The organism is Colwellia sp. BRX8-4 (assembly GCF_014077345.1).
Taxonomy (GTDB): Bacteria; Pseudomonadota; Gammaproteobacteria; order Enterobacterales; family Alteromonadaceae; genus Colwellia_A.
In genome coordinates, this window is the sequence record NZ_JACGVS010000018.1 from 1 (window position 1) to 14256 (window position 14256).

8 protein-coding genes, 3 tRNA genes and 1 pseudogene are annotated in these 14256 nt (G+C 38.5%); 4 read left to right on the forward strand and 8 right to left on the reverse strand.

Annotation, left to right across the window (positions count from 1 at the left end; genetic code table 11):
- Positions 1–502, forward strand: a pseudogene (locus tag H4J56_RS14555) (hypothetical protein); the annotation flags it as partial.
- Positions 503–1143: 641 nt separating this feature from the next.
- Here the strand turns inward: H4J56_RS14555 and uvrB are convergent.
- Both uvrB and H4J56_RS14565 read right to left on the reverse strand, forming a co-directional pair.
- On the reverse strand, positions 1144–3141 hold the full coding sequence (uvrB, locus tag H4J56_RS14560) for an excinuclease ABC subunit UvrB (RefSeq protein WP_182175759.1): 1998 nt from the start codon (positions 3139–3141) through the stop codon (positions 1144–1146).
- Positions 3141–4514: an MATE family efflux transporter gene (locus H4J56_RS14565; protein ID WP_182216278.1), complete on the reverse strand. Its 1374-nt coding sequence runs from the start codon at positions 4512–4514 to the stop codon at positions 3141–3143. The genes uvrB and H4J56_RS14565 overlap by 1 nt, the downstream gene beginning before the upstream one ends.
- A 569-nt stretch (positions 4515–5083) precedes the next feature.
- On the opposite strand from H4J56_RS14565, the gene H4J56_RS14570 reads away from it, so the two are divergent.
- From H4J56_RS14570 to H4J56_RS14580, 3 genes are all read left to right on the forward strand, one after another.
- A tRNA-Asn gene (locus H4J56_RS14570) sits at positions 5084–5159 on the forward strand.
- Positions 5160–5209: 50 nt separating this feature from the next.
- Positions 5210–5285 (forward strand) — tRNA-Asn (locus H4J56_RS14575).
- Between the two features lie 123 nt (positions 5286–5408).
- Positions 5409–5484, forward strand: a tRNA-Asn gene (locus tag H4J56_RS14580).
- A 290-nt stretch (positions 5485–5774) separates the two neighbouring features.
- Here H4J56_RS14580 and H4J56_RS14585 read toward each other — a convergent pair.
- The 6 genes from H4J56_RS14585 to H4J56_RS14610 form a co-directional block, all read right to left on the reverse strand.
- Entirely contained in the window at positions 5775–6641 is an 867-nt protein-coding gene (locus H4J56_RS14585; RefSeq protein WP_182216280.1) for an NAD(P)-dependent oxidoreductase, read from the reverse strand.
- 1092 nt (positions 6642–7733) lie between these two features.
- Positions 7734–8210, reverse strand: a complete 477-nt coding sequence (greA, locus tag H4J56_RS14590; RefSeq protein WP_070376488.1) for a transcription elongation factor GreA — start codon at positions 8208–8210, stop codon at positions 7734–7736.
- A gap of 118 nt (positions 8211–8328) precedes the next feature.
- On the reverse strand, positions 8329–11547 hold the full coding sequence (carB, locus tag H4J56_RS14595) for a carbamoyl-phosphate synthase large subunit (RefSeq protein ID WP_070376487.1): 3219 nt from the start codon (positions 11545–11547) through the stop codon (positions 8329–8331).
- A gap of 31 nt (positions 11548–11578) precedes the next feature.
- Positions 11579–12718, reverse strand: a complete 1140-nt coding sequence (gene carA, locus H4J56_RS14600; protein ID WP_070376486.1) for a glutamine-hydrolyzing carbamoyl-phosphate synthase small subunit — start codon at positions 12716–12718, stop codon at positions 11579–11581.
- Positions 12719–12985: 267 nt separating this feature from the next.
- A complete protein-coding gene (dapB, locus tag H4J56_RS14605) occupies positions 12986–13789 on the reverse strand; it encodes a 4-hydroxy-tetrahydrodipicolinate reductase (protein WP_182216282.1) in 804 nt (267 codons plus the stop codon).
- 38 nt (positions 13790–13827) lie between these two features.
- The gene (locus H4J56_RS14610) at positions 13828–14250 is read right to left on the reverse strand and encodes a hypothetical protein (protein WP_182216284.1); all 423 of its coding nucleotides are present in this window, start codon (positions 14248–14250) and stop codon (positions 13828–13830) included.
- Positions 14251–14256: the final 6 nt, after the last annotated feature.

Below are 14256 nucleotides of genomic sequence, written 5' to 3' on the forward strand. Positions count from 1 at the left end.
TGAAGCACCTGTTGTTGAAACCACGGTTGTTACCACACCGTTAGTTGAAACAACGATCGTTGAAACGACCACGGTTGATACACCGGTAGCTGAAAAGCCAGCAGTTGAAACAACTGTTGTAGCAACAACGACGGTTGAGACAACAGTGGTTGAAACGACGACTGTTGAAACAAGCAAAGCAGAAGTTCAACAAGATTTACCTTTTGATGAACCTCAAGTTGCAGAGCAAGAAGTTGAAACTGCGGTTGAAAAGCCAAAGCGCGTTATTTCAAGAAAACCAAGCCCTAAAGTGAGCTCAAAAGCCGGGAAAGTTTCTAGTAAAGGTAGTAAGCCAGGTAAATCATCTGCGCCAATGACTAAAACAGAATCAATTACCACCATGAATGAAGTTCCTACGGACTTCATTGCTAGTGAAGATCGTGTCAAGCATGCTTCATCGGGTAAAATGGCAAGAGTATCTAACGCAGTAAGTCGTAGTGGTGCAGGTCCAACTAAACCATAGGCCTATATAGCGTATATATTTACCACTAGGTAAAATTAAAAAAACCAGTCACTAGACTGGTTTTTTATTGTCTACGATAGAGTAAAACACCCTTTACAAAGCGGTAAAGGGTCGTTTATTGAGATAAAAACGCCTAAGGGAAATTTAAATTGACCTTAATAGAGATGTCTACAGCGATCATAAAATTTTAAATATCATCAAACATCACATAGTTAGCACTAAAGTACCTCTTACTTATAAAACAAGGTTGCAAACAAAGGGTTTTAATTCCTAAAACATATAACCCTTCCGCTGAGATACTCTAAACTTAAACTGAGCTTAATGGGGTAAGATCATCGTCTCATACCATTAATCACCGTTAGATTGGCTTATGAATAAAGGAGCATAAAGTTATTTAAGTTTCAGAGGTAATGTATATGAGTGTTATTTGGAAGAATCATGCAAGTCGACTGGTGGACTTCGTTAATAATAATAACGAAGTTCAAGCACATCTTTATCTTGAACAGCTAATGCTGTTTCCTTTAGATATTCAAGATAAAATAATCAATGACATTAGCCACTTGCCATATTGCAATTGTGAGTCCGTCTCAAACATCATCAGCCAATATATGATGTTTGAGCTTAAGTGATGACAAATCTATTTAACGAGATAGCTGCTGTTCTCTTAATTTTGCCACTTCATCACGTAAATTAGCAGCTTGTTCAAACTCTAGATTTTGAGCATGGTTAAGCATTTCACTTTCAAGCTGCTTAATTTTTTTATCAATATCTTTAATTGATAATATTTTATAATCTGAAGCTTGCTCAGCTACATTTAATAAGGTGTTACTTGAAGATACCGTACCATTATGAAGTGCATCACTAATTTTGCTAATGACTCCCCGAGGCGTAATGTTATTATCAAGGTTGTATTGATGTTGCATCTCACGTCTTCGTTCAGTTTCATCAATCGCTTTTTTCATAGAGCCAGTGATCTTCGCCGCATATAAAATAGCTCGACCATTAATATTACGGGCAGCACGTCCAATCGTTTGAATAAGTGAACGCTCTGAGCGTAAAAATCCCTCTTTATCTGCATCTAAAATCGCCACTAAGGAGACTTCTGGCATATCTAAACCTTCACGTAACAAGTTAATACCAACGAGCACATCAAACTTACCTAAACGAAAGTCACGAATAATTTCAACACGCTCTACGGTATCAATGTCAGAATGTAAATAACGGGCTTTTACATTATGTTCATCTAAGTAATCAGTAAGGTCTTCTGCCATTCGCTTGGTTAGCGTGGTCGCTAAAACACGCTCTTGTATCACGACACGTTTTCGAATTTCTGATAATAAGTCATCTACTTGTGTTTCGACTGGACGAACTTCGATGATAGGATCAAGTAAGCCTGTTGGACGAACTAATTGCTGAGCAATTTCATTACCTGACTTTTCAATCTCGTAATTACTTGGTGTCGCTGAAACATAAATAGTTTGTGGCGCTAACGCTTCAAACTCATCAAACTTCATCGGACGGTTATCCAATGCAGATGGCAAACGAAAGCCATAGTTCACTAGGTTTTCTTTACGAGAACGATCGCCTTTATACATAGCACCTATTTGCGGCACGGTTACATGCGATTCATCAATAATTAATAAACCATCGTCAGGTAAATAATCAAATAAAGTCGGTGGTGCTTCCCCTTCCCCACGCCCTGATAAGTAACGAGAATAATTTTCAATACCCGAGCAATAACCCAGCTCTGTCATCATTTCAATATCGAATTGAGTACGTTGCACGATGCGTTGCTCTTCAATTAAGCGGTTATTATCCTTTAAAAAAGTTGCTCGCTCTTTTAACTCGATTTTAATTTTATCTATTGCTGATAAAATTTTATCTCTTGGGGTCGCGTAATGTGTTTTAGGGTATACGGTTACTCGATCTAGCGTGCGGTCAACTTGTCCAGTCAGCGGATCGAACATCGACAAACGTTCTATTTCTTCGTCGAACAATTCAACACGTAACGCCAAACGATCTGATTCAGCAGGAAATATGTCAATAACATCACCGCGCACCCGATAAGTTGCTCGTTGAAAAGCTACATCGTTACGCTTGTACTGTAATTCAGCTAAGCGTCGTAAAATATCGCGCTGGTTGATAATATCGCCAACACTAATGTGTAGCATCATCTTTAAATACGAGTCGGGGTCACCCAAACCATAAATAGCAGACACTGAAGCGATAATGATAACATCTCTACGCTCTAGCAAGGCCTTAGTAGCCGACAAGCGCATTTGTTCGATATGTTCGTTTACAGAGGCGTCCTTCTCTATAAAAGTATCTGTTGTTGGCACGTAAGCTTCTGGTTGATAATAATCATAATAAGAAACAAAGTATTCAACCGCATTATTTGGAAAGAACTCTTTCATCTCACTATAAAGTTGTGCAGCAAGGGTTTTATTGGGGGCAATCATCATTGTTGGACGATTTAAGGTTGCAACAACATTGGCAATAGTAAAGGTTTTTCCTGAGCCAGTAACACCTAATAGCGTTTGATGCGCTAAGCCATCTCCAATACCATCAACTAACTGTTTAATCGCTGCTGGTTGGTCACCATTAGGGGTGTAATCTGACTTTAAATCCATTGATTTCATTAAGAAACATCCTTTGCTTGGGTAAGTTCATGCGGAAATTGTTTATCAAATAAACGGTATGAAATTATCGCCATAATAAAATTGCCAAAGACTCCACCAATGAAAAATCCTTCAAGACCATAATAAACACTGCCTAAATAGGCTAAAGGCACATAACAAACAAAAAGTCGGATAGCGCTAAGCACTAATGCGACTAACGGCTTATGAAGTGCATTAAAAGAAGAATTAGTTAAAATAATGACGCCTTGAAAACCATAACCTAAGGGAAGTATCCAAATAAAAAGTACAATAATATCTGCTACCGCTTGTTCTTTAGAGAAAACATCGGCGATAAATGGCGCAATTAACACCAGTAGAAAATAAATAAGTAATTGTAATACCATGATAAACTTTGTTGATGCTTTATAGCTTGTCTCAACCCTATGCATATTACCAGCACCAAAATTTTGGCTAATAAAAGGAGGTAAAGTCATCGACATAGCCAGCACAACTAAACAAGCTATAGATTCAATACGAGAGCCAACACCAAAGGCTGCAACAGCCGACTCACCATAATTTGCTACAATAGCGGTTAAAATAGCAGCGGCTATTGGCGTAAGCATATTAGCCCCCGCTGCTGGTAAACCGATATGTAAAATACCTCGACTCGACGCAATAAATGTTTTCAAAGGTAACAGCGTAGTGTGAATTAATTGTCGCTTGATACCAACAATATATAAAACCAATAAGAGTCCAAAAACCCAAGAGATTAGCGTCGCAATAGCCGCACCTTGTATTCCCATGGCCGGTATAGGACCTAATCCAAAAATAAAAATAGGATCTAATATCGCATTAATTAAACCGGCACTGCCCATAATTATGCTTGGCGTTTTGGTATCACCGGATGCTCTTAAAATAGCGTTACCTATCATAGGTCCAATTAAACAAATACTGCCAATAAACCAGATATCCATGTATTGATGAATAAGCGGTAATAAACTTTCACTCGCTCCCAGTAATAAAAAGGTTTCATCAATAAAATAATAACCAACACAAGATATAATACCGACAATTATTGCCGCTAAATATATCGCTGCTGTGCCTGAGTTTTTTGCAGAATCATCATTACCTTTACCTAAGGCTTTGGCAATAACAGCTGATGTGCCAATACCCAAACCTATGGTTAAACTGATCACGGTAAAGGTAATAGGAAAGGTAAAGCTGATTGCTGCGAGAGGTTGTGTACCGAGTAAACCAACGAAAAAAGTATCAACCAAGTTAAAAGTCATTAACAAAACCATACCGTATATCATAGGTATAGTCATACGTTTAATGGTTTCTGCAACAGGGTCTTCGAGTAAATTGATTTTTTTCTTTTTATTTATTTCGGTCATTTAAAGGTAGCTTTTGCTTGTCTTTGCAGGAGAATAGCAAAGTATTGTAAAAGATAGTGATAAGACTCGCTATGTATATATTTTATTTCAACTTCATTTTAATTTTTTATATAAATTTAATGTTAAAAAGAAATAAATAATAACGTTGAAATATCTTTACTTTTGTATAACTCACTGCAAATGGGTATAAAAACTGACGTTGAACAAAAATCACACTAAGATAGTAAAGTAGACAACAAAACTAGCTAAGTCACTGTTATAAATATAAAAAGACAAATCATCTTTATATAGCCATTTAGCTGTAACGTGCATTCTTCACCCAAGTTACGCTTTTTTACACTTTAACTCACAAAGTTATCCACAGATTCAGTGGATAACTTTGTGTAATAGTAACTTATATAGCCCAAGTGTAAAAAAAGCACTGAACTTGAAGATAAAGCAGACTGAGTGTCGACAAAATAAGCAAACAAACAAAATAATGATTTATTTCTACATTTTGTGTTGACAGTTCCGCCACGGACATTTAATATCTCGCCCCGTTAGCCAAGACCCTTGGCAAACAAAACAATTCCTCAATAGCTCAGTTGGTAGAGCAACGGACTGTTAATCCGTTTGTCCCTGGTTCAAGTCCAGGTTGAGGAGCCAAATTAAGATGAGTGGCTTTGAATTTTAAAGCGGCTTTAGAAAAGAACAATTCCTCAATAGCTCAGTTGGTAGAGCAACGGACTGTTAATCCGTTTGTCCCTGGTTCAAGTCCAGGTTGAGGAGCCACATAAGATAAGCCTGCAATTATTTGCAGGCTTTTTTTTATTTGAATGACTACTTCAATTAATTGATAGTAGTGAATAAAAATAGTCGCTTTTCATTATTAAAGGCAACTACATAAAGAACAATTCCTCAATAGCTCAGTTGGTAGAGCAACGGACTGTTAATCCGTTTGTCCCTGGTTCAAGTCCAGGTTGAGGAGCCACATAAGATAAGCCTGCAAATATTTGCAGGCTTTTTTTTACACTAAATTTAATAATCTGAGAAAGCTCAATAGCTCAGTTGGTAGAGCAACGGACTGTGCTTAAATAAAGTCAGCGTTTCTCCCTGGTTCAAGTCCATAGCTAAAGAAAGAGTCAAAGAAAGAGCTAAGGAGCCACATAAGATAAGCCTGCAGTTATATGCAGGCTATTTTTTACGCTAAATTTAAGACGTTAATTATACTAATACATTTTTTGGCTATCTTAATTGTCAGACGGCTAGCAAGTTAACTTGTTAATCATCTAGACGAGCGATCAAGCTAGATGTATCCCAACGGCTACCGCCTTTGTTCTGTACCTCTTCATAATAACCGTCTAATTGTTTAGTAATGGTTAAGTCAGCGCCGATCTTTTCTGCTTCACTGAACGCCATAGCTAAATCTTTTCTCACCCAATCGACGGCAAAACCAAAATCAAATTCTCGGGCACACATCGTTTTACCACGATTATCCATTTGCCATGAACCTGCTGCACCTTTAGAAATGGTCTCTATTAGCTTATCAGTATCAAGACCTGCCTTCTGGGCAAAGTTAAGGCCCTCTGCTAAGCCTTGTACGGTGTTTACAAAACATATTTGATTAACCATCTTAGCTAACTGACCCGAGCCTACCTGCCCCATTAATTGACTAAAGCGGGCATAAGCATCCATGACTGGCTTTACCTGTTCAAAAATAGTCAAGTCACCACCGGCCATAACCGTTAATACACCATTCTCTGCGCCTGCTTGGCCACCGGATACGGGTGCATCAATAAAGTGCTTTTTTTGCAATTTTGCTAGTGCATCAAGATCTCTTGCCAGCTCTGCTGAAGCGGTAGTGTGATCGACCAAAATAGCGCCAACAGCTAAGCCAGCGAATATACCGTCATCCCCCAAAACAACTTGTCTAACATCATTGTCATTACCAACACAGGAAAAGACGATCTCGCAACCTTGGGCGGCTTCTCTTGGACTTTGAGCTAAACAGCCACCAAACTCTTGCACCCATTGTTCTGCCTTCGCAGTCGTACGGTTATAAACGCAAACATCAAAGCCTGCCTTTTGTAAATGTCCGGCCATTGGATAGCCCATAACGCCTAAACCAACAAATGCTACTTTTTTCATATTATCTCCACGATAAATCAGCTCATAAAACCTATATTCTTCATTCATTAAATACTACGAAAAGTTGATAACAATTAATAGTAATCGTTTTATAAACATCATCTTTCTTTGTTATTGACACGATTGGAATTATTCATGCTTTGTTGTAGATAACAAAAACTCCGTCATCCTGAACTGGTTTCAGGATCTGGTCATTTAGATACTGAAATAAATTCAGCATGACGAACTTAGGATCTAGTCACAGAGATACTGAAACCAGTTCAGCATGACGACTTTAAGATCTCGTTACTTAGATACTGACATAAATATTATTCTAAACCTGAACTCTCTCACCTTAATACTGAAGTACTGCTTTTTGTAGACAACAAAAACTCCGTCATCCTGAACTCGTTTCAGGATCTGGTCACTTAGATACTGAAATAAATTCAGTATGACGACATTAGGATCTAGTTACTTAGATAGAGACATAAATATTATTCTAAACCTGAGCTCTCTCACCTTAACATTGAGGTACTGCTTTTTTGTAAACAACAAAAGCTCCGTCATCCTGAACTGGTTTCAGGATCTCGTCACTTAGATACTGAAATAAATTCAGCATGACGACATTAAGATCTTGTTACTTAGATAGAGACATAAATATTATTCTAAACCTGAGCTCTCTCACCTTAACATTGAGGTACTGCTTTTTTGTAAACAACAAAAACTCCGTCATCCTGAACTCGTTTCAGGATCTAGTCACTTAGATACTGAAATAAATTCAGCATGACGAACTTAGGATCTAGTCACAGAGATACTGAAACCAGTTCAGCATGACGACTTTAAGATCTCGTTACTTAGATACTGACATAAATATTACTCTAAACCTGAGCTCTCTCACCTTAATACTGAAGTATTGCTTTTTTGTAGATAACAAAAACTCCGTCATCCTGAACTCGTTTCAGGATCTCGTCACTTAGATACTGAAATAAATTCAGTATGACAACCTTAAGATCTCGTGATTTAAGTACTAAAATAACAGGGCTTAACATAAAAAAGCCCATTATTTTCATAATGGGCTTGGTCTCTTGTAACTGGGTTTACTCTAGCTGTATATTAAATATATTCGACTGAAACAATCTCATATTCAACAACGCCACCAGGTATGGTGATTTCAACTTCAGAATCAACTTCTTTACCAATTAAACCACGGGCAATCGGTGAGTTTAATGAAATACGACCGGTTTTAAAGTCTGCTTCATCATCGCCAACAATTTTATAAGTGACTTCAACTTCGGTTTCAATGTTTAATAAGGTAACTGTTGTACCAAAAAGCACTTTGCCATGATTGGGTATCTTAGTGATATCGATAACTTGAGCATTACACAGTCGACCTTCAATATCTTGAATTCGGCCTTCACAAAAGCCCTGCTCTTCTTTAGCCGCATGGTATTCTGCATTTTCTTTTAAATCACCATGTTCACGGGCAACAGCGATATCTTTAACAATACGTGGGCGTTTTTCTGTTTTTAAAACTCTAAGCTCTTCTTTCAGCTGTTCAGCACCAAGAAGTGTCATTGGATATTTTGTCATTTCTCTCTTCTTTTTAAATGATAAAGGTGGCTTACTTAAAAAGTATAACCACCCTTATATAACAATTTTTTATAAAGCATTTATCTCATAATAAATAAATGCCTTACATACTTCAATATTAATTACATTGCTTATGCAATTCTTGTATTGATGTTACCGTATTTCTATCATCAGCTGCATGAGATTGGCATGTTGCAAATGCTGCGTTCAAAGTAGTCGTGTATGCCACTTTATAGCGCAATGCTCCTCCACGCAAGACTTTAGAATCTTCAATCGCTTTACGACCTTCTGTGGTGTTAATAATATAGCTATATTCACCATTTTTGATTCTATCAAGAATATGCGGACGACCTTCTTGTACCTTATTAACTAAGCGACATGGAATATTAGCTTCACCTAGGATAATCGCTGTGCCATGAGTAGCATCGACGTCATAACCTAAAGCGACCAACTGTTTCGCTAAATCAACCACACGTACTTTATCACTGTTACGAACAGAGATTAACGCACGACCTGATTTAGGCACAGATACACCGGCACCTAAACAAGCTTTTGCGTATGCTTCTTCAAATGTCTTGCCAACGCCCATCACTTCACCCGTAGAGCGCATTTCAGGACCAACCAAAGGATCACTACCATGAAACTTGTTAAACGGAATAACCACTTCTTTCACTGAAAAGTATGGAGGAATAATTTCTTTCGTTATCCCTTGTTCTCTTAGTGACTTGCCAGCCATGACACGTGCGCCAATTTTAGCTAGTGGCACAGATGTCGCTTTAGAAACAAACGGTATGGTACGTGCAGCACGAGGGTTTACTTCAATAATGTAAACTTCGTTATCTTTAACCGCCATTTGTGTGTTCATTAAGCCAATAACGCCTAACTCAAATGCTAAGTCGGTAACCTGCTTGCGCATAACATCTTGGACTTCTTGGCTTAAGCTATAAGCTGGCAATGAACATGCTGAGTCACCTGAGTGAACACCCGCTTGTTCAATGTGTTGCATAATACCGCCAACAACAACGTCAGTACCATCACAAACAACGTCGATATCGACTTCAATCGCATCATCAAGAAAATGGTCAAGCAAGACTGGTGAATCATTTGAAACACTAACAGCTTCTGTCATGTATCGACGTAAATCATCTAGGTCATAAACAATTTCCATCGCACGACCACCTAAAACATAAGATGGACGAACAACTAACGGAAAGCCAATACCTTCAGCTTTAGCCATTGCTTCTTCTAATGAAGTCACCGTCGCATTTTCTGGTTGTAATAAACCTAAGCGTTCAACGGCTTGTTGAAAACGTTCTCTATCTTCTGCTCTATCGATTGCATCAGGAGAGGTACCAATAATAGGCACTCCGGCTGCTTCTAAAGCACGCGCTAATTTAAGCGGTGTTTGACCACCGTATTGCACAATAACGCCTTTAGGTTTTTCGATACGAACAATTTCAAGAACATCTTCAAAAGTGATAGATTCAAAATATAAACGGTCTGATGTGTCGTAATCGGTTGAAACAGTTTCAGGGTTACAATTGACCATGATAGTTTCATAACCGTCTTCGCGTAATGCTAATGCCGCATGTACACAACAGTAATCAAATTCAATACCTTGACCGATACGGTTTGGGCCGCCACCTAAGATCATAATTGATTCTTTATCGGTTGGGTTTGCTTCACACTCTTCATCGTAGGTTGAATACATGTAAGCTGTATCTGAACTAAATTCAGCCGCACAGGTATCAACACGTTTGTATACCGGGAAAATATTAGCTTTATGACGTTTTTTACGCACTTCAGCTTCGGCTATACCAATTAAATCGGCAAGGCGAGAATCAGCAAAACCTTTACGTTTAAGTTTACGTAAATAGTCGGCGGTTAATATTTTTAAACCGCCGGCAGCAACTTTAGCTTCTTCTAAAACGATATCTTCGATTTGAATAAGGAACCAACGGTCGACCATAGTTAAGCGATAAATATCATCAACTGATAAACCTAAGCGAAACGCATCAGCGATATACCAAATACGGTCAGCGCCAGCTTCTTGAAGTTCGTGCATAATTTTAGTTTTAGCGCCCGGCTGAGTAACATCAACCATAGAGTCAAAACCATTTACGCCAACTTCTAAGCCACGTAACGCTTTTTGTAATGATTCTTGTTGGTTACGGCCAATGGCCATTACTTCGCCAACAGATTTCATTTGCGTGGTTAGACGGTCTTCACAGCCAGCAAATTTTTCAAAATTAAAACGTGGAATCTTAGTAACAACATAATCAATAGTCGGTTCAAATGACGCTGGAGTTGCGCCGCCGGTAATATCGTTAGTTAATTCGTCAAGCGTATAACCGACCGCTAATTTTGCAGCAATCTTAGCTATTGGGAAACCTGTTGCTTTTGAAGCAAGTGCTGATGAACGTGAAACACGTGGGTTCATCTCGATAATAACCATGCGGCCAGTGTTAGGACAAATACCAAACTGTACGTTAGATCCGCCTGTTTCTACGCCAATTTCACGTAAAACCGCAATCGATGCATTACGCATGATTTGGTATTCTTTATCAGTTAACGTCTGTGCTGGAGCAACCGTAATAGAATCACCGGTATGAATACCCATAGGGTCAAAGTTTTCAATCGAACAAATAATAATACAGTTATCATTTTTGTCGCGAACCACTTCCATCTCATACTCTTTCCAACCAATTAATGATTCATCAATCAATAATTCAGAGGTTGGCGAGAGATCTAATCCACGAGTACAAATTTCATGGAACTCTTCGCGGTTATAAGCGATACCACCACCGGTCCCCCCCATAGTAAATGAAGGTCGAATGATACAAGGAAAGCCTAAGATTTTACTAGCGGCGTGCGCTTCTTCAATCGTATGAACAATTTCAGCATTTGGCGTATCTAAGCCGATTGCTTTCATAGCTTTATCGAAACGAGAACGATCTTCAGCTTTATCAATCGCATCAGCTGTTGCGCCGATCATTTCAACATTAAATTCTTTTAATACGCCTTTTGCTTCAAGTTCTAAAGCACAGTTTAAAGCGGTTTGCCCACCCATAGTCGGTAAAACCGCACAAGGACGTTCTTTTTCAATGATCTTGCGCACAACTTCCCAGTGAATAGGCTCAATGTAAGTTGCATCGGCCATTTCAGGGTCTGTCATGATAGTTGCAGGGTTTGAGTTAACTAAAATAACTCGGTAGCCTTCTTCACGAAGTGCTTTACAGGCTTGTGCGCCTGAATAATCGAATTCACATGCTTGACCAATAACAATTGGGCCAGCGCCTAAGATCAAGATACTTTTTAAATCGGTACGTTTTGGCATTTTTCAGTTCTCTCTATATCTTGTTTAAGGGCTAAGCTTTGGCTTCGTTCATTAAATCGATAAAATGATCAAATAATGGTGCCGCATCTGCAGGACCAGGACTTGCTTCAGGATGACCTTGAAAACTAAATGCAGGCTTATCGGTGCGATGTACACCTTGAATTGATTGGTCAAATAATGACACATGCGTTACTTTCAAATTCGCGGGCATTTTATTTTCATCAATCGCAAAACCATGGTTCTGCGCAGTTATCATCACGACATTACGTTCAAAGTCTTTCACGGGGTGATTGCCACCGTGATGACCAAATTTCATTTTAATGGTACCCGCTCCACTGGCTAAGCCAAGAAGTTGATGACCTAAACAAATACCAAAGATTGGCGTTTGTGTTTCTAAAAATGATTGAATAGCAGAAATCGCATAATCACAAGGCTCTGGATCGCCTGGGCCATTTGATAAGAATATGCCATCTGGATTCATTGCTAAAACATCAGCGGCTGGTGTTTGTGCTGGCACTACTGTTACCTTACAACCACGGTCGACTAACATGCGCAAAATATTGCGTTTGGCACCAAAATCGTAAGCAACTACATGAAACTTCGAGTTTTCAGGGGTAATGTGACCTTTTCCTAATTCCCAGCTACCTTCTGTCCATTGATATTGTTCTTTGGTTGAAACAACTTTGGCTAAATCCATGCCTTTAAGACCTGGAAATGCTTTTGCTTGAGCTAAAGCGTCTGTTTCTGCAGCCTCAGACATTGTGTCTAGGGTCATGATACAACCGTTTTGAGCACCTTTCTCCCGAAGAATACGTGTTAGTTTACGCGTATCAATATCAGCAATACCTAAAACATTACGTGCCTTTAGGTAGTCGCTTAAATTCTGTTCATTTCGAAAATTACTCGCTAATAGCGGTAAGTCACGAATAACTAAACCTTTTGCCCAAATAGTGTTTGATTCTTCATCTTCACTGTTGGTACCTGTATTACCAATATGCGGGTAAGTTAGGGTAATAATTTGCTCTGCATATGATGGGTCGGTAAGAATTTCTTGGTAACCGGTCATTGAAGTATTGAATACTACTTCACCAACAGCCGCTCCGTCTGCACCAATAGCGGTGCCTTTAAATACAGTGCCGTCTTCAAGCACTAAAATGGCAGATTTAGTCAATTTAACCTCCGTAAAGAAGAAAGAAGCTTAACGATGCAACTAAAAAACATCATTAAGTACAAATTACGTGTCGGCTGTTTCCTAATGAAACACCCATAAAAAATGCCAAAAATTTCGTTATTACTAACAGAACCACTAAATTTTTGACAAAATCCACTTATTTTACGCTTGTATCACATGTTCGTCTAGCGATAATTGTAAAAACTAAGCGTTTAATTGAATATTCAGTTAAAACAGCCAAAAGTAACTGTTTTCTCTAAAAATAAATTACTTCAAGCCTAAAACATCTTGCATATCATAAAAGCCATTATCTGCTTCACTTAACCAGAATGCGGCTCTCATAGCACCTAATGCGAAAGTCATTCTTGAACTTGCGCGATGGGTGATTTCTAACCGTTCACCAATATCAGCAAAAAAAGCGGTGTGCTCTCCAACGATATCTCCAGCTCTTACTGTCGCAAAACCTATGGTTTCTTTATCACGTTCTCCTGTGATACCTTCGCGACCATAAACAGCCACTTTATTTAAGTCTCTACCTAAAGTGTCTGCTATAACTTGCCCCATTTTTACTGCTGTACCTGATGGAGCATCTTTCTTAAATCTATGGTGTGCTTCAAATATTTCTATATCAGTATAGTCACCAATTGCTTTTGCGGTAACTTCTAGTAGTTTAAACATTAAATTAACACCGACACTAGTATTTGGCGCTAAAATCACCGGCATAAGTTCGCCTGCTTTTTCAATAATACTCACTTGCTCGTCACTGAAGCCCGTGGTACCAATAACGAGAGCTTTATGATGTTGTTGACACCATTTTAGGTTGTCTAAAGTGGTTTGAATAGCCGTAAAGTCAATAAAAACATCAGCATCGAGTAAGTCGTTTAAGTTAGTTGCTGTTTTTTGGCCAATAGCACCAATACCGGCGAGTTCGCCTAAGTCAAAATTAACAAACGATGAAGACGCTCGAACCGTACCACCAACAAGTTCAATAGACTTATGCTCTACGGCTGCTTGAATTAAGTTACGGCCCATACGGCCGCTGCATCCTAAAATGGCTACTTTTACTTTCATTTTAATCTCTATAAAATTATTTTATCTACTAGATTACTTTAGCGTACTAACGCTAATGGCAATGCTAATTCAATACTATTGGATAAGTCGTGTGAAACCACACTCATTATTTTAAACTGCTCATCTATCTTAACTACATGGAAAAATGCGGAAAAATCAGCAAAAACTTGATCTTTGTCATCAAAGAAAGCCCAATCAACACATATATCGATAGACGAATTATCTGCATAATTATAACTTGCTGTAATTGGTATTATCTTTCGGGTTTTTGCATGCGTTAAAACAGTAAAGATATCTTTAAACTCTTGATTGAAACTTTCACTATTCACTAAATAAGCAATTTTATCTGGGGTATGTAATGTACAAGGTAAATGATAACAAGCGCGGGCTGCCTCTAAATCACAATGTTCAAAGGCAGTAATATAATCTTTAAATAATTTGATCAATGCTTGCTCTAACATACATCC

Bases quoted from the DNA above. Each gene is read 5' to 3' on its own strand.
- dapB (WP_182216282.1), bottom strand. From the start codon at position 13,789: ATGAAAGTAAAAGTAGCCATTTTAGGATGCAGCGGCCGTATGGGCCGT.
- H4J56_RS14610 (WP_182216284.1), bottom strand. From the start codon at position 14,250: ATGTTAGAGCAAGCATTGATCAAATTATTTAAAGATTATATTACTGCC.
- greA (WP_070376488.1), bottom strand. From the start codon at position 8,210: ATGACAAAATATCCAATGACACTTCTTGGTGCTGAACAGCTGAAAGAA.
- H4J56_RS14585 (WP_182216280.1), bottom strand. From the start codon at position 6,641: ATGAAAAAAGTAGCATTTGTTGGTTTAGGCGTTATGGGCTATCCAATG.
- carB (WP_070376487.1), bottom strand. From the start codon at position 11,547: ATGCCAAAACGTACCGATTTAAAAAGTATCTTGATCTTAGGCGCTGGC.
- H4J56_RS14565 (WP_182216278.1), bottom strand. From the start codon at position 4,514: ATGACCGAAATAAATAAAAAGAAAAAAATCAATTTACTCGAAGACCCT.
- uvrB (WP_182175759.1), bottom strand. From the start codon at position 3,141: ATGAAATCAATGGATTTAAAGTCAGATTACACCCCTAATGGTGACCAA.